General features: G+C 72.5%; 15 protein-coding genes. 8 read left to right on the top strand and 7 right to left on the bottom strand.

What is annotated here, in order from left to right; translation table 11 throughout:
- The 5 genes from ACH34R_RS36265 (at position 1) to ACH34R_RS36245 (ending at position 5,664) form a co-directional block, all read left to right on the top strand.
- Entirely contained in the window at positions 1-1,095 is a 1,095-nt protein-coding gene (locus tag ACH34R_RS36265) for an exo-alpha-sialidase (RefSeq protein ID WP_397566112.1), read from the top strand.
- Positions 1,096-1,415: 320 nt separating this feature from the next.
- Positions 1,416-2,906 carry a CHAP domain-containing protein gene (locus ACH34R_RS36260; protein WP_397566111.1) on the top strand — a complete coding sequence of 497 codons (1,491 nt, stop codon included), beginning with the start codon at positions 1,416-1,418 and terminating at the stop codon, positions 2,904-2,906.
- A 271-nt stretch (positions 2,907-3,177) separates the two neighbouring features.
- Positions 3,178-3,303, top strand: coding sequence for a hypothetical protein (locus ACH34R_RS36255; protein WP_397566110.1), 126 nt, complete (start codon positions 3,178-3,180; stop codon positions 3,301-3,303).
- On the top strand, positions 3,300-4,460 hold the full coding sequence (locus tag ACH34R_RS36250; protein ID WP_397566109.1) for a methyltransferase domain-containing protein: 1,161 nt from the start codon (positions 3,300-3,302) through the stop codon (positions 4,458-4,460). The genes ACH34R_RS36255 and ACH34R_RS36250 overlap by 4 nt, the downstream gene beginning before the upstream one ends.
- A gap of 361 nt (positions 4,461-4,821) precedes the next feature.
- Entirely contained in the window at positions 4,822-5,664 is an 843-nt protein-coding gene (locus ACH34R_RS36245; RefSeq protein ID WP_397566108.1) for a DUF1932 domain-containing protein, read from the top strand.
- Here ACH34R_RS36245 and ACH34R_RS36240 read toward each other — a convergent pair.
- From ACH34R_RS36240 to ACH34R_RS36215, 6 genes are all read right to left on the bottom strand, one after another.
- Positions 5,612-7,528, bottom strand: coding sequence for a PASTA domain-containing protein (locus ACH34R_RS36240; RefSeq protein WP_397566107.1), 1,917 nt, complete (start codon positions 7,526-7,528; stop codon positions 5,612-5,614). The genes ACH34R_RS36245 and ACH34R_RS36240 overlap by 53 nt on opposite strands.
- 121 nt (positions 7,529-7,649) lie before the next feature.
- Positions 7,650-8,492 carry a GNAT family N-acetyltransferase gene (locus tag ACH34R_RS36235; protein ID WP_397566220.1) on the bottom strand — a complete coding sequence of 281 codons (843 nt, stop codon included), beginning with the start codon at positions 8,490-8,492 and terminating at the stop codon, positions 7,650-7,652.
- A gap of 107 nt (positions 8,493-8,599) precedes the next feature.
- The gene (locus tag ACH34R_RS36230) at positions 8,600-10,273 is read right to left on the bottom strand and encodes an alpha/beta hydrolase (protein WP_397566219.1); all 1,674 of its coding nucleotides are present in this window, start codon (positions 10,271-10,273) and stop codon (positions 8,600-8,602) included.
- 191 nt (positions 10,274-10,464) lie between these two features.
- Positions 10,465-11,631, bottom strand: a complete 1,167-nt coding sequence (gene ispG / locus ACH34R_RS36225) for a flavodoxin-dependent (E)-4-hydroxy-3-methylbut-2-enyl-diphosphate synthase (protein ID WP_397566106.1) — start codon at positions 11,629-11,631, stop codon at positions 10,465-10,467.
- Positions 11,632-11,851: 220 nt separating this feature from the next.
- Positions 11,852-13,033 carry a 1-deoxy-D-xylulose-5-phosphate reductoisomerase gene (dxr, locus tag ACH34R_RS36220; RefSeq protein WP_397566105.1) on the bottom strand — a complete coding sequence of 394 codons (1,182 nt, stop codon included), beginning with the start codon at positions 13,031-13,033 and terminating at the stop codon, positions 11,852-11,854.
- Between the two features lie 29 nt (positions 13,034-13,062).
- A complete protein-coding gene (locus tag ACH34R_RS36215; RefSeq protein ID WP_397566104.1) occupies positions 13,063-13,293 on the bottom strand; it encodes a hypothetical protein in 231 nt (76 codons plus the stop codon).
- Positions 13,294-13,474: 181 nt separating this feature from the next.
- Here ACH34R_RS36215 and ACH34R_RS36210 point away from each other — a divergent pair, with 181 nt between their 5' ends.
- From ACH34R_RS36210 to ACH34R_RS36200, 3 genes are all read left to right on the top strand, one after another.
- On the top strand, positions 13,475-14,674 hold the full coding sequence (locus tag ACH34R_RS36210; RefSeq protein ID WP_397566103.1) for a sensor histidine kinase: 1,200 nt from the start codon (positions 13,475-13,477) through the stop codon (positions 14,672-14,674).
- Positions 14,671-15,354 carry a response regulator gene (locus tag ACH34R_RS36205; RefSeq protein ID WP_397566102.1) on the top strand — a complete coding sequence of 228 codons (684 nt, stop codon included), beginning with the start codon at positions 14,671-14,673 and terminating at the stop codon, positions 15,352-15,354. Before ACH34R_RS36210 ends, ACH34R_RS36205 begins: the two co-directional genes overlap by 4 nt.
- A gap of 211 nt (positions 15,355-15,565) precedes the next feature.
- Positions 15,566-16,516 carry a trypsin-like serine peptidase gene (locus tag ACH34R_RS36200; RefSeq protein WP_397566101.1) on the top strand — a complete coding sequence of 317 codons (951 nt, stop codon included), beginning with the start codon at positions 15,566-15,568 and terminating at the stop codon, positions 16,514-16,516.
- Positions 16,517-16,537: 21 nt separating this feature from the next.
- Here the strand turns inward: ACH34R_RS36200 and ACH34R_RS36195 are convergent, their stop codons facing one another.
- Positions 16,538-17,965 (bottom strand): aldehyde dehydrogenase family protein, encoded by a 1,428-nt coding sequence (locus ACH34R_RS36195; RefSeq protein ID WP_397566100.1) that lies wholly within the window; start codon positions 17,963-17,965, stop codon positions 16,538-16,540.
- Between the last annotated feature and the right edge of the window lie 102 nt (positions 17,966-18,067).

Raw genomic sequence — 18,067 nt, 5'->3', positions numbered from 1 at the left:
ATGGCGGTCGTTGACTCTGTCCCGTTCCGGGCGGGTACCGAGGGTTATCACACCTACCGCATTCCGGCGATCGTCGCGACCGGCTCGGGGACGCTGCTCGCGTTCGCCGAGGGCCGGCGCGACTCGGCCGGCGACACGGGCCGGATCGACCTGGTGCTCAAACGGTCCGGCGACGGCGGGCGGACCTGGGGTGCGTTGCAGGTGGTCGCCACCCGCGACGGCGGCGGTACGGCGGGCAACCCCGCGCCGGTGGTGACCGCGGGCGGCCCGATCGTGCTCGTCACCGTCCAGAACGCGGCCTCCGCCACCGAGCAGAAGATCCGCAGGGGCCAGGTCAAGGCCGAGGAGGGCCGCCGCGTCTACGTCCAGCGCAGCGAGGACGACGGCGTGACGTGGTCGCCGCCCCGGGAGATCACCGCGAGCGTCAAGCGCCGGGAGTGGCGGTGGTACGCGACCACGCCGGGCCACGCGCTCGAACTCCGGGCCGGGACGCACGCCGGGCGGATCGTGGTCCCCGGCAACCACTCCCTGCCGCCCGCGAAGGGCGACACCGGGGCCGAGGGCAAGTACGACGGCGGCCACGGCCTGCTCAGCGACGACGGCGGCGAAACGTGGACGCTCGGCTACCTGGACGATGATCCGGACGGCCGCATCAACGTCAACGAGACCACCGCGGCCGAACTCCCCGACGGCCGGATCTACCTGAACACCCGTACCGACTCGACCGCGCCCGGCACCCGCGCCGACGCCTACTCCGCCGACGGCGGGCAGACCCTCGAAGCCCCCTTCCAAGCGCAGGAAGGGCTGGTCGGCCCGGTGGTGGAGGGCAGCGTGCTGCAATGGCCCGACCCCGAGGTGCTGCTCTTCTCCGGCCCGGCCGACCCCGATTCGCGGGCGCGGATGACGATCCGCGCCAGCGAGGACGCCGGCCGGACCTGGCGGGACGCGCACACGCTCTCCAGCCTGCCCGCGGCCTACTCCGACCTCGTGGCGGTGGACCGGGAGACGGTCGGATTGCTGTACGAGACCGGCGATTCCGGGCCCTACGCCACGATCACCTTCGCGGCGATCCCGATAGCGGACATGATCCACTAAGTCACCTCAAAGGTTGATTTACATCACATATCCCTCAAGTTTGGGCAAAGGGGAACGCCGTTCGACCTGCGGCTACGCGGCTCGCGGGGATCGACCGTCGCTTGACGGTTCCTTTGCGGTGGTTTGACCTCCCGTTACTCGCAGGTAGTCTCCGTCGTCACGGAAGACTCTGACCTGTGGTGCCGCCACGCGCGTACCGATCGGTTCCCCCGCGATCGGCCCGCGCGAACGCGCCATCGATCGACCCCACCTCCGTACGGCCCGGTCGCGAGGCGGCGCGACCATGCCCACGGGCTGTCCGGCAGGTCCCCCATACATAGATGAGCCCTGAGACCGAAAAGTTCATCAAGCTCCTTGAGAAACAGCTCGGTTACGCCGAGAAGAAGGGCGGCCACACCAAGTTCGGCGCCTGGTACAACTCCGTCGAATCCGACGCCGACTACAGCACCCAGCCCTGGTGCGACATGTACATCTCCTGGGCGGCCGAGAAACTCGGCTACGAGGAGTGGGTCGGGCAGTTCGCGTGGACCCCCTCGCACGCGCGGTGGTTCGAGAAGCAGGGCGCGTTCGGCACCCAGCCGGAGCGGGGTGCCCTCGTCTTCTACGACTGGAGCGGCGGGAAGAAGATCGGCGGGATCGACCACGTGGGTGTGGTCACCGGGGTCAAGGGCCGCAAGATCCTCACCATCGAGGGCAACATCGACGGCGGGGTCGCCAAGCGCAAGAAGCGCGACCAGGACAAGGTCGTCGGGTACGGGTACCCGGAGAAGGTCAGGGAGGCCCTGGAGGCCCCGGTGATGCCGCCGGACTCCGTACTCGGCCAGGCGGGACAGGGCACGGCGATGCCGCAAGGGCCACAGGTGAACGTCGCGCCCGACATCGCGGCCCGGCTCATCTCGCCCCGGCCGCTCGAACCGGCGCGCGGCGATTCCGCGGCTCGGAAGTCCAGCGCGCCCAGCGAGCCCGCCAAGCCCGTCAAGAGCGACGAGCACAAGGCGGCCATGGAAAAGCCCGTTCCGGCCGCCTCGCCACGGTCGCGGAAGGGCGACGACGCTCCGGCCGACGACGACCGCGCGGCGCCCGCACGCTCGTCCGCGCCCGAGCCCGCGCCGCGGGCCAAGGTCCTTCCCGACACGGCCCCGCTCACCGGCTCGCCGCTCTCGGCCCCGGGCGCGCTCCAGTCGCCCCTGCCTGACCTGAGCAGCCCGGTACTCCTCGCCCCGGTCCTCCTGGCCGCCATCGGCCTGCTCGCCCACGCCCGATCCCGCCGGCTCCGGGCACAGGCCGCTACCGGGCTCGCCGTTCGCCCGGTCGAGAGCGCCGCCACGCCGCCGGAAGGGCCCGAGCCGGCCTTGGCGGCGGCACCTATCCTGCGGCACGCCCCTTCCGCGGCGCGGCACGCCTCCGCCACAGGCACGTCGGGCACACGCGCCACCCGTACATCCCGCACCCGGGGCCGCCACGCCGCCCACCCCGACCTGATCATCGCCCCCGAGATCAAGGCGCGGTCACTGGGCAGGCACGCGGCCGGGCAGGCCCCGACGGAAGGGGAGCGTCACACCCCATACCGGGGACGGCGGCGCAGGATCGTGCCGTCGTCCGACGAGCATGCGTCCCCGGCCGTGCCCGAGCAGAGGCCCAGGGGCCGCCGCCACCGTCCCGTACCAAGCCAGCGCTCCCCGCTCCCCGCCGACCGGCACTCCGAGTGGAACTGGTTCCACCCGGCCACCACGGCACCCCCCAACCGCCCGTCGCACCCCCTCCACGACCCCCCTCACGCCACCCGCCGAGGCCGCCACGCCCGCCCCTGACAAAGCCAAGGGCACAGCCCTCGCCAACACCGCGCTTCGCGCGGACCAAGCTCGGACTGTGCCCCCTTGGGGGCTTCGCCCCCGAGCTCCCTGCGAGGGGGCCTCCCGGCCCCCTCGCGCTCCCCCGGCCTGCCACACCACACGACCGATAACCGCACATAGAGTTCTGCCTCGGCATGAGGCACCGGTGAGAAATCTTCCGTCCCCCTTGTCGCGCCCGACGCGTAGCCATACCGTCACCCTGAGAAGCCGTCCGGCGAGGGAGAGCACGATGAGCGGCCCACGATGGGGCAAGCACGAAGACCCCAACAGCGGCGACAAGGACCCGACGCCACAGCCGTACAACCCCGACCAGCGTCCCGAGCAGCCCGCGGGCAAGCCGGACGACAAGAAGTGACCGGCACCGCCGGCCGTATCGAGCGGATGATCAGCGACATCACCGCCCTTGTCGGCGACATCCCCGGACCGGTCAGGGCTGCGTTCCAGGCGATGCCACGCCACCTGTTCATCCCTCCGGTGGCCCTGGTGGGCGGGGCTGATATGACCGCGGGCATCGACCGTCACGCCGACCCCGCCGCCTGGATGAACGCGGTCTACTCCGACATGCCGATCGTGACCCAACTGGCCGACGGCGCGGTCCCCATACGCGACACCATCTCGGACGACGGCAGCCTGCGCCTCCCCCCCGCGGCCGACTACACCTCCTCCAACTCCGCCCCCGCGACGGTGGCCGATCTCCTCGTCCTGCTCGACCCTGCCCCCGGGCACCGGGTGCTGGAGGTGGGCACCGGTACCGGCTGGACCGCCGCCCTGCTGTCCCACCTCGTCGGCGAGCACAATGTCACCTCCATCGAAGTGGACCCCGAAGTCGGCGGGCAGGCCGCCAAGAACCTGGGCGAGGCCGGTGTCACGCCGTATCTGATCGTCGGCGACGGCGCAGACGGCTGTCCGGACCGCGCGCTGTACGATCGGGTACACGTCACCTGCGGCATCCGGCAGGTGCCGTACGCCTGGGTCGAGCAGTCCCGGCCCGGCGGGATCATCGTCGCGCCGTGGTGTCCGAACTTCGGCGGCGGCCACGCCGTCCGTCTCGTCGTCACCCTGGACGGTATCGCGCACGGGCGGTTCCCCCGGTTCGCCTCCTACATGATGATGCGCTCCCAGCGCCCGGCCACCACTCCCGGCGACCGGCGCAGCGAACACACCACGACCGTCGATCCCCGGACGATCGCCGCCGCCCCCGCCGGCGCGAACCTTGCCATGGCCGCCATCACCGGCCTGGGCTGCTACTCCTACCGCGAGGACGACACCTATCGGGTCGTGGTCACGGATCCACCGACCGGCAACTGGTCGGTCGCCACCTGGCGGCCCGGCCGTGACGAGTACACCGTGCGGCAGGCGGGCGACCGTCCACTGTGGGAGGAAGCCGTGGACGCCTACTTCCGCTGGGTGAGCTGGGGCGAGCCCGGCCGCGACCGGTTCGGCATGACGGTCACCCCGGAAGGGCAGCAGGTGTGGCTGGACACACCCGAGCGGCCTGTCACACGACCATGACTCACCACACCTCCGCCCAGAAGGCGCGGCCCGGCTCTGGCCTGGCGTCACCGCTCGCGAGATAAGGAGTCCACGACACGGGCCCGTGTGCGGCCCGCAGGACCGCCCGCCGACGACATGTGCCCGCCGGAACGAAGTTTCGATGCCAGGCCGGGCGGAGGCGATCAGGGGCGAGAAGGCGATGGCGCGCCCGGCTCAGTGCTCGTCTCGATCGGCCTGTTCTTACGCCTATGGTGCCATTCTGACCGATCAAAGGCCCCGTGGTTCGCGGGGGCCTGTTCCGTCGCGGGACGAGGTAAGCGTGGCCGACACGCCACCGCGCTCAAGGCCATGAACCCCCGGATGCGGGAGAATCGGTGTGGTGAAGACCGTATTGGTGCTGCACCCGGGCCAGATGGGAGCCGCGATCGGCGCGCAGGCGCGCCGCGGCGGCGTGCGCGTGCTGTGGTGTCCCGACGACCGAGGCCGGGCGACCGCCCGGCGTGCCGCGGAGGCGGGCTTCGAGCCCGCGCCCGACCTGGGGCAGGCGGTGGCGGCGGCCGATGTCGTCGTGTCGATCGTGCCGCCGGCCGCCGCGGAGGAGACCGCGGAGCGGGTGGCCGCCGCGGGCGTCCCCCGGATCTACCTGGAGGCGAACGCGATCAGTCCGCGGCGCGCCGAGCGGATCGCCGCGCTGTTTCCGCGGCAGGGCTTCGTGGACGGCTGCGTCATCGGCCCGCCGCCGGGCGACCGCGTCAGCGTGCGGCTCTACCTGTCGGGCCCGCAGGACGCCGTCGAGGCCATCGGCGACCTCTTCCACCAGAGCGCCGTTGAGACCGTCGCGCTGGACGAGACGGTCGGCGGCGCGTCGGCGCTGAAGATGGCCTACGGCTCCTACCAGAAGACGAGCCGCGCGCTCGCCGCGGTCTCGCACGCCCTCGCCGCCCATCACGGGGTGGAGCGCGAGCTGCTGGCCGAGGCCGAACGGATGACGCCCTCCGCCCTGGCCGAGCCCGGGCACCTGCCGGGCGTGGCCTCGCGGGCCTGGCGGTGGGCGCCGGAGATGGCCGAGGTCGCCCATGCCTTGCGCGCGGCGAACCTCCCCGCGGATCTCGCCCTGGCCGCCGAGGAGATACTCCACCGCTGGGACCCTGACAAGAACGCCACCGACCTCACCCTCGACGAGGTACTGAGCCACCTCCGCGATCCGTCCGGGGAGGACTGACGGCGGTAGCGGGCTCGAAGACGTCCGGTTGATCGGTCGGGTCCCGGTCGTCGCCGCGCGGGCCGGGGCCGGGGTCTTCGGAGGGGTCGTCGGCGCCCTCGACGCCCACGGTGATGGTGATCTTCGCGCCCGGGGCGGCGCACGAGCCGGGCGGGAGGCTCTGCGCGAGTACCTTGCCCAGGTCCGCGGAGCCGGTGACCCGGGTCCGCCGGTCCACGGTGAAGCCCAGTGCCGCAAGGGCGGTACCGGCGTCCGCCTCCGGCATGCCGACCACGCCCGGCACCTCCTTACCGCGCCGGGACACCACCAGCGAAACCGCCGTGCCGCCCGCCACCCTGGCGCCCGCGGCCGGATGGCTCGCGATGACCTGGCCGCCCGGGAGTTCGGAGCAGGCCCGGCTCACCTTGCCCGCCGACAGCCCGGCGGCCGACAGCGCCGACTCGGCGGCGGCCCGGCGCAGGCCCGCGACGGCGGGCACCTCGATCCCCGCCGACACGCGCAGCCGTACCTTGGACCCCTTGCGCACGGACGTGCCCGCCGCCGGGGTCGCGGACAGCACGCGGCCGATCCTCTCCGGGGAGTCGGCCTCGGTGATCTCGCCGGGCCGCAGCCCGGCCCGGCGGATCGAGCGGACCGCCGCCGCCCGGTCCAGCCCGGCCACCTCAGGGACCACGACCGTGACCGCCACGGGCGCGGTGGACGCCGCCGCGGGCGGTGCGACCTTGTCGGTCATGGTCGCGGGGGCCTCGGTGGCGGGCTTGTCCGCCTTCTGCGGGGTGACGCCGAGGGTGCCGGTCGTGGCCGGGGACGGCCCGGATCGGGCGCCCCCCTGGGTGAACAGCGCGGGTACCAGCACCACCGCGAGCACGATCGCGCTCACCAGGATCGCGCCGAAGGCCGCCACCGACATCCTGGCGACGGCCCTGCGCGATCTTCCATCCGGAGGGTCACCGCTTTCACCCCCTACCGGGCCGGTGTGCTCGATGTCCTCCTCCGGGCGCTCGGGCGCGACGCCCGCCGCAGCCGCCCCCAGGTAGTACGAGCCAGAACCGGAGGGCGCCTCCCCCAGCAGCGCGAGCACCAGTTCCCGGCTCGCCGGCCGGTTGCGCGGCGTCTTGTCCAGGCACTGTTCCACCAGGCCGCGCAGATGCCCGGGGATGCGCCCGGTCTCCGGATGCGCGGTGAGGATCCGGTGCAGCACCGCCGCCACCGAATCCTGCCCGAACGGCGCCTGCCCGGTCGCGGCGAAGCAGATCGTCGCCCCCCAGGCGAACACGTCCACCGCCGGGGTCAGGTCCTCCGCGCCGATCTGCTCGGGCGACATGTACGCGGGAGTGCCCATGCCGCGCCCGCTGAGGGTCGCCGCGGCGTCGAGGGCCCGGGCGAGGCCGAAGTCGATCACGCGCGGCCCGTCCGGGCCGAGCAGCACGTTCTGGGGCTTGAAGTCGCGGTGCACGATTCCGGCCCGGTGGATCGCGGCGAGCGCGGTCGCCGTACCGACCGCCAGCCGCTCCAGCGCCCCGCCCGTACGCGGCCCGGCCAGGACGACCTCGCGTTGCAGGGACGGCCCGTCCACGTACTCGCTGACGATGAACGGACGCCCCGCCTCGACCCCCGCGTCGATCACCTGCGCGGTGCAGAACCTGGCGACCTGCTTGGCCAGCTCGGCCTCGCGCAGGAACGCCGCCTCCTCATCGCCGAGCGGCGCGTACAGCAGCTTGACGGCATAGCGCTCGGCGTCGCCGTCCGCGGGACGGGTGGCGAGGAACACCACGCCCTGGCCGCCCTCACCAAGGCGCCCGGACAGCTCGTAGTCGCCCAGTCTCAGCGGGTCCCCCGTCTTGAGCGGCTGCGCCTGCGGCACCGGCAGCCTCCCCTCGCCGCCCCCCAATGGTCGCCCCTCTACTCAAGGGGGTGGACCAGCCGCCGTCAACGGCCATCACCTGCATGTATCCACCAGGCGAGACCGAAAAGGCGGCAGAGGATCAGAAGAGCACCGACATGAAGGTGCCGACCTCGGTGAATCCCACCTTGCGGTACACCGCCCTGGCCGCATGGTTGAAGTCGTTGACGTAGAGGGTGACGATCGGCGCGAAGTATCTCAGCGCCTGGTCCACCACCGCGGCCATCCCGGCCACCGCGTGCCCTTGGCCGCGCCGCTCGGGGTGCACCCACACCCCCTGGATCTGGCACGCCTGCGGGGTCACCGCCCCGATCTCCGCCTTGAACACCACCTGCCGGCCGTCCAGCCGGGCGTAGGAGCGGCCGATCCGGATCAGCTCGGCCACCCGGGTGCGGTACAGGGCGCCGCCGTCGCCGGTGTCCGGGGAGACGCCGACCTCCTCGGTGAACATCGCCACGCACGCGGGCAGCAGCGCCTCGAACTCGTCCGGCCGCACCCGGCGCACCAGTGGGTCGGGGGCGGCCAGCGGGGCGGAGGCGATCCGCATCACCGGCTGCTGCCGGCGGATCGCGCGGGCCGGCCCCCAGTACGGTTGCAGGATCTCCCACATCGGCTCCACCGCCTGCACCGGGCCGACGATCGACGAGCAGCGCCTGCCCTGCCTGCGGGCGCGCTCGGCGAAAGCCTGTACGGCCTCCAGGCCCGCGTTGACGGGCACCAGGTTGGCGCCGGCGTAGCACAGTGAGGTCAGTCCGCCGCGCGGGCCGAAACCCCACATCTGCCCGCCGAGCCTGGCCGAGTTCAGGCCCACCGAGCGCACCCTGGAGGCGACGAAGACGTTGGCGACAGGATCGAGGTCGAGAAGGGCCAGCACTTCTTCACGATCGTTGTCGTCGAGCACGCGCGACGCCGATGTTCGCAGCATCACGCGCCAAGCGTACGCGACCTCCCCGAATTTGGCAGGAACCGACGCAGACCCCCAGATCGATGCCGCCCTCTCGCGCCCCTTCCGGTCGCCTGAAACCTCCTGGGTCAGCCCGCGGCGGAAGTGGGCGTGGGAGCGGCGTTCGCCGGGCATCTGGCGTCGGGCCCCGCGCCCCTGCGGGCGGGCAGAGTGCCTTCGCGCAGGTAGGCGACCAGGTGCCGATCGACGCAGGCGTTTCCGGCGAGTCCGGCGCCGTGGTTGCCGCCGCCCTCCACGACCATGCTGGCCGTGCCGAGCGCGCGGCGCAGGCGCAGGGCCCCCGCGTACGGCGTGGCGGCGTCGTGCCGGGTCTGGAGCATCAGGATCGGCGGCAGCGCCCCGCTGGACCTGACTCGCACGGGACCTGCGGCGGGCACCGCCCAGGACGCGCACGGCGCGTTGTACCAGGTGTTCGGCCAGGCCAGGAAGGGCGCCTTGGCGTGGATCTCGGTGGCGTCGGCGCGCCAGGCGCTCCACTCACGGGGCCAGGCCGCGTCGCGGCACTGCACGCTCAGGTAGACCGCGTAGTTGTTCTCGGCGGCGGCGTCGTTCTCGCCGTGCCGGTGGTAGGCGTCGATCAGGCCCTTGGTGCCGCCCTTGCGGACGTACGCGGAGAACGCGTCGGCGAGCGACGGCCACACCCGGTCGGAGTATCCGGCCACGGTGTATATGTCGTCCAGCTCGCTCGGGCCGACCAGCCCGCCGGCCGGACGGCCGCGCAGCCGGTCGCGCATGGAGTACCAGGCGAAGCGGACGTCGGCCGCCTTCGCGCCGAGCCGGTAGACCCGGTTGTGCCGGGCGACCCAGGCCAGGAAGTCGCGGTGGCGCTGGTCGAAGGCGTAGTTCTGGGCGAGGTTGGCCTTGTACCAGACGCCTTGGGGATCGACCGAGCTGTCCAGCACCAGCCGTCTGATCCTCGCGGGGTAGAGGGTGGCGTAGACGGCCCCGAGGTAGGTGCCGTAGGAGTAGCCGAGGTAGCTGATCTTCTCCTCGCCGAGCGCCACCCTGATCGCCTCGATGTCGCGGGCGGAGTTTTCCGTGGTCATGTGCGGCAGCATCCACGACCAGCGGTTGCCGCACGCCGTGGCGTACTCCCTGGCCTGGGCGAGCAGCCGCTGCTCCTGGGCCGCGCCGCGCGGCACGTGGTCAAGGCGCGGCGGCGCATAGTAGGTCTTGGCGTCCACGCAGGTCAGCGCGGGCTTGCTGGCCCCGACGCCGCGCGGGTCGAACCCGATCACATCGAACCGGGCGGAGATCGCGGCGGGCAGCCCCGCCGCGACGTGCCTGGCCAGGTCGCGCCCGGACGCCCCGGGACCGCCCGGGTTGACCAGCAGCGCGCCCAGGTGGTTGTGGTCGCGCGAGGCGGTGCCCTTCACCCGGTTGAGCGCCAGCTCGACGGTCTGGCCGTACGGCTCGCGGTGGTCGAGCGGCACCCGCAGGGTCGCGCACTCCACCTTCTGTTCCGGAGCCGCCCGCACACCGGCGGCGGCCAGACCGGGGAACGCGGAGTGGCCGGGAAGCCGGGCGGCGGTGTGCCGCTTGGCCGGCTCCGGGCAGGGCCGCCAGACGAGGGTGGACGGCTTCGGGGCGCCCTTGCCCACCGGAACCCGCGCCGGCCAGATCGGATCGTCCGGCCCGGCGGAGGAGCCGGAGCCCGGCAGCCCGACCGGCCCGGCCCGGCCGTCGTCCACGCCCGTGGGATCGCCGTCGGCGCCGGCCGCTCCGCCGGGCACGCCTCCCATCCCCAAGGTAAGTACCGCAACGCCCGCGACAACTCCGACGACGCGCTTCACTCGACAGCTCTCCTCTGTTCATGCGACAGAGGAGATGTTCCCCTAAGTCACCGTGCGCTCACATGGAGTCATGCCCGATGATTGCCAACCTGTAAACGATCCATTGCTCTGCGTGCGGTGGCGGGGCGCCCCAGAAACGATCAGTGGACGGTGACCTCGGGGCCGGTGGCGGACTCGTCGTCGAGATCGACGTCGACGCCCATCTCCTCGGCCAGCCGCAGGGCCTCCTCGATCAGGGTCTCCACGATCTGCGACTCCGGCACGGTCTTGATGACCTCGCCCTTGACGAAGATCTGACCCTTGCCGTTGCCGGAGGCCACCCCGAGGTCGGCCTCGCGCGCCTCCCCCGGGCCGTTGACGACGCAGCCCATCACGGCGACCCGGAGCGGGACCTTGAGCCCGTCGAGCCCGGCGTGCACCTGGTCGGCCAGGGTGTAGACGTCCACCTGGGCGCGCCCGCAGGACGGGCAGGAGACGATCTCCAGGCCGCGCTCGCGGAGGTTGAGCGACTCCAGGATGCCGATGCCGACCTTGACCTCCTCCACCGGCGGGGCCGACAGCGACACCCGGATGGTGTCGCCGATGCCCTCGGCGAGCAGCGCGCCGAAGGCGACCGCCGACTTGATCGTGCCCTGGAAGGCCGGGCCCGCCTCGGTGACACCGAGGTGCAGCGGGTAGTCGCACTTCTCGGCGAGCTGCCGGTACGCCTGGATCATCACGACGGGGTCATGGTGCTTGACGGAGATCTTGATGTCCCGGAAGCCGTGCTCCTCGAACAGCGAGCACTCCCACAGCGCGGACTCCACCAGTGCCTCGGGGGTGGCCTTGCCGTACTTCTGCATCAGGCGCGGGTCGAGGGAACCGGCGTTGACGCCGATGCGGATCGGCACGCCGTGGTCGGCGGCGGCCCTGGCGATCTCGCCGACCTTGTCGTCGAACTTCTTGATGTTGCCCGGGTTGACGCGTACCGCGGCGCACCCCGCCTCGATCGCGGCGAAGACGTACTTCGGCTGGAAGTGGATGTCGGCGATCACCGGGATCTGTGACTTCCTGGCGATGGTCGGCAGCGCGTCCGCGTCGTCCTGGGAGGGCACGGCCACCCGCACGATCTGGCACCCGGAGGCGGTCAGCTCCGCGATCTGCTGCAAGGTGGCGTTGACGTCGGCGGTCACGGTCGTCGTCATGGACTGGACCGAAACGGGGGCGTCGCCGCCCACCGGGACCGGTCCGACCATGATCTGTCGTGATTTCCTGCGCTCGGCGATGGGCCGGGTGCGCACGGAGGGGATCCCAAGATCGATAGACATCTCAGCACCTTGACTGGTTAGCGTCGCAACGGGCCCTGGCAGCCGCATTCGTACGCCAACAGTCTAGGTAGTCCCGTGAACGCACGGCCCGCGAAGGTAACAACCGTCACTGTGACGTAGATAGCCGTTCATCCCCTAATCGCCATATCGGGCTGTCCGATTTACTAACACATGATGTGATACGTCACTTCAGACCGCTCCATCATCTTCCGCCTTGTGCTCAGCGACCGGCCAGCTCACCGGCCCGGACGCGGGCCCAGGCGTCGGCCGCGAGCACCTCCTCGACCGTGCCCGCCTGAGTCACACCGTGCTCGGAGACCACCTTGGCCACGGTGTCCACGATGCCGAGGAACGGCAGGCGACCCTGCACGAACGCCTCCAGACACACTTCGTTGGCCGCGTTGTAAACGGCCGGTGCGGTACCGCCCTGAGTGCCGACGTGCCGGGCCAGCGCCACCGAGGGGAACGCCTCCTCGTCCAGCGGCTCGAACGTCCAGGACTGGGCGACGTCCCAGGCCACCGTGGGCGCGGCGTCGGGCACCCGCTCGGGCCAGCCGAGGGCCAGCGCGATCGGCAGCCGCATGTCCGGCGGGCTGGCCTGGGCGACCACCGCGCCGTCCACGAACTCCACCATCGAGTGGATCACCGACTGCGGGTGGACGACGACCGTGATCCGGTCGAAGCCGATGTCGAACAGCAGATTGGCCTCGATGACCTCAAGGCCCTTGTTGACCAGGGTGGCCGAATTGATCGTGATGACCGGGCCCATCGACCAGGTGGGGTGCGCCAGCGCCTGCTCCGGCGTGACGTCGGCCAGCTCCGCGCGCCTTCGGCCGCGGAACGGCCCGCCGCTCGCGGTGACGATCAGCCTGCGCACGGCCCGGGCGTCCTCTCCGCCGGGCGTGGCCGCCCACAGGCACTGCGCCAGCGCCGAGTGCTCGGAGTCGACCGGGATCAGCGCGCCCGGCTTGGCCAGCCGCTTCACCAGGGCGCCGCCCATGATCAGCGACTCCTTGTTGGCCAGCGCCAGCACCCGCCCGGCCTCCAGCGCGGCCAGCGTCGAGGTGAGCCCGAGCGCCCCGGTGATGCCGTTGAGCACCACGTCGCACGGCCAGGCGGCGACCTCGGCCACGCCCTGCTCCCCGGCCAGGACGGTGGGCGAGACGCCGTGCGCGGCCAGCGCCTCGCGCAGCTCGGGCACCGCGCCCTCGTCGGCGACGGCCACCACCGCCGCGCCGGTGCGCGCCGCCTGCTCGGCGAGCAGGCCGACCCTGGCGCCGCCGGCGGCCAGCCCGGCCACCGTGAACCTCCCCGGGTTGCGGCGGATCACATCGAGGGCCTGGGTGCCGATCGACCCGGTCGATCCCAGCACGGAGACGGAACGCGTGATGTCTGACTGCACCACCCCATTGTCCCCGTCCCGGCGGGCCGTCACGACGAGTTGATCCTCGTCGCCGCGACGAATACGGCGACGCCGAACAGGGCGAGGGTGAGGTTCGCGTACAACTCGTAGCCGGTCAGAAAGCCCAGGCGTGGGATGACCAGGCGGTTGAAGGCGTTCAGGAAGATTCCCATGATCGGCTGTACGGCGAGGTGGTCGATGGCCCCGCTGATCCCCTGCAGGGCCAGCACCGCCCCCACGACCTGGAAGGCTTTGCGCATACCGGACACGCTAGGGACATGGCCGGGGCGCGCGGATCGGCCGTCGGGCCCGGGGCCGGTGACCCTCGGAGCCGTCCGCCGGGGCGGCGCGCGACCAAAGTACCGGACCCGCCGACTTCGGTACCGAACCCCCGGCCGGCCGTCCACCGCCCGCCCGACCTGCGCATAGGCTCCGATCAGGATGAACCCCTCCGCGACCGGTGCCCTCGGCCCTCCCCCTCCCGGCACGCCCGCCGCCCGCCGCCGGCGCGGCCTGCGCGAGTGGGCCGTGGACCTGACGCTGTTCCTGTTCGCGGTGCTGTTCGGCCTGCTGGAGATCATCCTGCGGGTGGAGGAGGCCGCCGTTCCCGCGCACCCGGAGTGGCTGTTCCCCCTCGACCAGTTGGTGGGCGTGCTGGGGTGCGCCGCGCTGTGGCTGCGCCGCCGCTTCCCGGTCCACCTGGTCGTGGTGCTGATCTCGCTGTCCACGTTCTCCGAGCTGGTCGCGGGCGCGCTGCTGGTGTCGATGTTCACGGTCGCGGTACACCGGCCGCCGTCGGTGACCTGGCGGATCCTCCCGCTCAGCCTCGGGGCGACCGTGATCTACGTCGTGCTGCGCCCGGAGCCGGACCTGCCCGCCTTCGTGACCATGCTGTTCGGGCTGGCCGTACAGGGGGCGGCGGTGGGCTGGGGCCTGTACGTCCACCATCGCCGCAGGCTGCTGTGGTCGCTCCAGGACCGCGCGGCGCGCGCGGAGACCGAGGCCCGGTTGCGCGCCGAGCAGGCCCGCCACCACGCCCGCGAGGAGATCGCCAGGGAGATCCACGACGTGCTCGGCCACCGGCTGTCCCTGCTCAGCGTGCACGCGGGCGCGCTGGAGTACCGTCCGGACGCCTCTGCCGAGGACATCGCCCGCGCGGCCAAGGTGATCAGGGAGAGCGCCCACCGGGCGCTACAGGACCTTCGCGAGGTGATCGGGGTGCTGCGCGCGCCCGTGGGCGAGCTGCCGCAGCCGACCCTGGCCGACCTCCCGGCGCTGGTGGCCGAGTCCCGGCGCGCGGGGATGGCGGTGGAACTACGGCGCGAGCCGCCGGGGCCGGTGTCCGACGCGGCCGGTCGTACGACCTACCGGATCGTCCAGGAGGCGCTGACGAACGTGCGCAAGCACGCGCCCGGAGCCGCCGTGGAGGTCGGCGTGACGGGTGAGCCGGGCCAGGGCCTGACCGTGGAGGTGCGCAACACGCCGCCGGACCCGGCGGCGGCGACCACCGTCCCGCCCTCCGCCGGGCAGGGCCTCGCGGGGCTGGCCGAGCGGGTCGCGCTGGCCGGCGGCCGGCTGTCGCACGGCCCCACCCCCGAGGGCGGCTGGCTGCTGACGGCCTGGCTACCGTGGCCGCCATGACGACACCGGAGCCGGGCACCGTGCGCGTGCTCATCGTGGACGATGATCCGCTGGTACGGGCCGGGCTGACGATGATGCTGGGCGGGGCCTCCGACGTCCGCGTGGCCGCCGAGGCGGGCGACGGCGGCGAGGCCGTGGCCATGGCCGACCGGCACCGGCCCGACGTGATCCTGATGGACATCCGGATGCCGGGCATGGACGGCCTGGCCGCCACCGAGACCCTGCGGGCGCGCGCCGGGGCGCCGGAGGTCATCGTGCTGACCACGTTCGACGCCGACGAGCACGTCCTCCGGGCACTGCGGGCCGGGGCGGCGGGCTTCCTGCTCAAGGACACGCCGCCGGACGAGATCGTCACCGCCATCCGCCAGGTAGCCAGGGGGTATCCGGTGCTCTCGCCCGCCGTGACCCGCCGGCTGATCGCCCGGGTGGCCGAGTCGGGGCAGGACCGCCGCCGCGATCTGGCCCGCGAGCGCCTCGCCCTGCTGAACGCCCGCGAACGCGAGGTCGCCATCGCCGTCGGCCAGGGCCGATCCAACGCCGACATCGCCGCCACGCTGTACCTGAGCGTCCCGACCATCAAGACGCACGTGTCCAGCATCCTGGCCAAGCTGGATCTCAACAACCGGGTCCAGATCGCCCTCCTGGCCCACGACGCGGGGCTGCTCGACGACCAGGCGTAGCGTGGTGGCATTTGACACATTGCATCCACTTAAAGCGATATATCACTACCGGATTAATGCGGCGCCGCAACCACTGAAAAATGAGATGGCACCCCCCGAGGGCTGATATATCCGCATCGGTAATTCCACCGAGAACCGGACGCCGAATAAGCGGTGTTCGATTCACCGAAAGTAGTGGCGAAATCACGATCCGCATTCCATACTCGGGGTCATGGCCCCGAGTCTCCCCCTCCTCGCCGCCGCCACCCTCTCGGCCACCTTGCTGACCACCACCGGCCCCGCCGTGCCCGTGCGGGCGGCAAGGCCCAAGACGACCCCGGCCGTCGCGGCCGAGCACAGTGCCGCCCCCGGCGCGGCCGAGCGGCGCCGGGTGCTGCGCTACTGGACGCCCCGGCGAATGGCCGCGGCCGTGCCCGCCGCACCGCTCCCCTCCCTGCGCGCCCCGATCCGGAGACCCACCACCGCACGGCGGGCCGACGGGGCGGTGTGGAGCGGCAGGGGCGGAGCGGGGTCGGTGGGGCGCACGACCGGCAGGGTGTTCCTGACGATGGCGGGCAGCGACTTCGTCTGCTCGGCGAGCACCGTGCGCAGCGCCAGCCGTGACCTCGTGGTGACCGCCGGCCACTGTCTCAAGGACGGCACGGGCGAGTGGGCGGACAACTGGATCTTCGTGCCGGGCTACCGGGACGGCGGCGGGCCGTACGGCTCGTTCACGGCCCGCCGGATGTTCGTGCCACGCCAGTGGTCCCAGCGTGGCGACGACAGCCACGACGTCGGCATGGTGGCGCTCAACCGCCGCAGGGGCAGGCACGTCGCCGATGTCACGGGCGTCCAGGAGATCGCCTTCAACGCCCGGCGCGGCGGCGCCGCGCACATCTTCGGCTTCCCCGCCGACCCGCCGTACGACGGGCGGCGGCTGGTCTACTGCGCCGGGCGGCCCCGCCCCGACCCGCACGGCCAGACCCACGACCAGGGCCTGCCGTGCGACATGACGGCCGGGGCCAGCGGCGGCCCGTGGCTGTCCGGCTTCGATCCGCGTACCGGGCGCGGCACGCTGACCTCGGTGAGCAGTTTCAAGTACACCGACGACGAGACCGTGATGTACGGCCCCTACCTCGGCGCCGCCGCCAAAGACCTGTATGCGAGGGCGCAGCGCGCCTGACGCGGCGGCCCCACCGTCACCTCACAGGGTCAGGCCGGTCAGCACCATGGTCTTCTCGTAGGTGAAGTCCTCCATGGCCGAGCGCAGCCCCTCGCGCCCGATCCCCGACTGCTTGACCCCGCCGTAGGGCATCTGGTCGGCCCGGTAGGACGGCACGTCACCGACGATCACCCCGCCGACCTCCAGCTCCCGGTTGGCCCGGAAGGCGACGTCCAGCGACCGGGTGAAAACGCCCGCCTGCAGGCCGTACGCCGAGTCGTTGACCGCGGCGAACGCCTCGTCCACGCCCGCGACCCGGGACAGCACCATCACCGGCCCGAAGACCTCCTCGCGGTTGACCTTGGCGTCGGCGGGGACGTCGGTCAGCACGGTGGGGGCGATGGTGGCGCCCTCGCGGGTGCCACCGGCCAGCAGCCGCCCGCCCGCGGCCACTGCCTCGGCGATCCACTGCTCCACCCGCTCCGCGGCGGCCTCCGACACCAGCGGCCCGACCTGCGTCTTCTCATCGCCCGGGTCGCCGGTGACGAGCGCCTGGACGGCGGGCAGCAGCCGCTCCACGAAGCGGTCGTAGGCGGCGTCCTCCACGATCACCCGCTGCACCGCGATGCAGCTCTGCCCGGCCTGGTAGTTGCCGAACACCGCGATCCGGGAGGCCGCCCAGTCCAGGTCGGCGTCGGCGAGCACGACGGCCGCCGCGTTGCCGCCGAGTTCGAGGGTGACGTGCTTGCGGGGCACCTGGTCCAGCAGCGCGTAGCCGACCGGCCCCGAGCCGGTGAAGGACACCACCGGCAGGCGCGGGTCGTCGACCAGCGCGGCGGCCCGCTCGTTGGGCACCGGCAGCACCGAGAACATGCCTTCGGGCAGCGCGGTCTCGGCCAGGATGTCGCCGAGCACCAGCGAGGAGACGGGGGTCGCGGGCGCGGGCTTGACCACGACCGGCGCGCCGACCGCGATGGCCGGGGCCACCTTGTGCGCGACCAGGTTGAGCGGGAAGTTGAACGGCGTGATCGCGAGCACCGGCCCGCGCGGCACCCGGGTGACGTAGGCCATCCGGCCCGTGCCGCCCGGCTCGGTGTCGAGCCGCTGGACGTCGCCACTGAACCTGCGGGTCTCCTCGGCGGCGAACCTGAAGGTCGACACGGCGCGGGCGACCTCGCCCCGGGCCCACATCATGGGCTTGCCGTTCTCCCTGCTGATCAGCGTGGCCAGCTCGTCGGCGCGCTCGGCGAGCCGTCGCGAGACGTGGGCGAGCGCGTCGGCGCGCACGTGCACGGGCAGCGCCGCGGCCTGCGCGCGCACCGCCTCGGCGGCGGCGACGGCCTGTTCGACCTGCTCCTCGGTCGGCACGGAGCAGATCGCGACGACCTTGCCGTCGTGGGGATTGGTCACGGTCAGCTCGGCCTCGCCGGTGGCGGCACGGCCGGCGAGCCAGAAGGGGCGCACGTCCATACCTGAACGCTATGCCACCCAACCGCCCAGAGCTTTACTCCAGTGCGCACAATCGGTTCGCTTTTTCACGCCATGGCGGATAATGCACATCGGCCGACCGCG

The sequence above is a fragment of the Spongiactinospora sp. 9N601 genome, from assembly GCF_044326295.1.
GTDB lineage: Bacteria > Actinomycetota > Actinomycetes > Streptosporangiales > Streptosporangiaceae > Spongiactinospora > Spongiactinospora gelatinilytica.
The sequence above is the reverse complement of the archived record's forward strand: the minus strand, read 5'-3'. Positions and strand labels throughout refer to the sequence as shown.

Excerpts from the sequence above, each read along its gene's own strand:
- ACH34R_RS36230 (WP_397566219.1), bottom strand. The coding sequence starts at position 10,273 with ATGGGAGGCGTGCCCGGCGGAGCGGCCGGCGCCGACGGCGATCCCACG.
- ACH34R_RS36255 (WP_397566110.1), top strand. The coding sequence starts at position 3,178 with ATGAGCGGCCCACGATGGGGCAAGCACGAAGACCCCAACAGCGGCGAC.
- ispG (WP_397566106.1), bottom strand. The coding sequence starts at position 11,631 with ATGTCTATCGATCTTGGGATCCCCTCCGTGCGCACCCGGCCCATCGCC.
- ACH34R_RS36210 (WP_397566103.1), top strand. The coding sequence starts at position 13,475 with ATGAACCCCTCCGCGACCGGTGCCCTCGGCCCTCCCCCTCCCGGCACG.
- ACH34R_RS36235 (WP_397566220.1), bottom strand. The coding sequence starts at position 8,492 with ATGCTGCGAACATCGGCGTCGCGCGTGCTCGACGACAACGATCGTGAA.
- ACH34R_RS36200 (WP_397566101.1), top strand. The coding sequence starts at position 15,566 with ATGGCCCCGAGTCTCCCCCTCCTCGCCGCCGCCACCCTCTCGGCCACC.
- ACH34R_RS36195 (WP_397566100.1), bottom strand. The coding sequence starts at position 17,965 with ATGGACGTGCGCCCCTTCTGGCTCGCCGGCCGTGCCGCCACCGGCGAG.
- ACH34R_RS36265 (WP_397566112.1), top strand. The coding sequence starts at position 1 with ATGGCGGTCGTTGACTCTGTCCCGTTCCGGGCGGGTACCGAGGGTTAT.
- ACH34R_RS36205 (WP_397566102.1), top strand. The coding sequence starts at position 14,671 with ATGACGACACCGGAGCCGGGCACCGTGCGCGTGCTCATCGTGGACGAT.
- ACH34R_RS36215 (WP_397566104.1), bottom strand. The coding sequence starts at position 13,293 with ATGCGCAAAGCCTTCCAGGTCGTGGGGGCGGTGCTGGCCCTGCAGGGG.
- ACH34R_RS36260 (WP_397566111.1), top strand. The coding sequence starts at position 1,416 with ATGAGCCCTGAGACCGAAAAGTTCATCAAGCTCCTTGAGAAACAGCTC.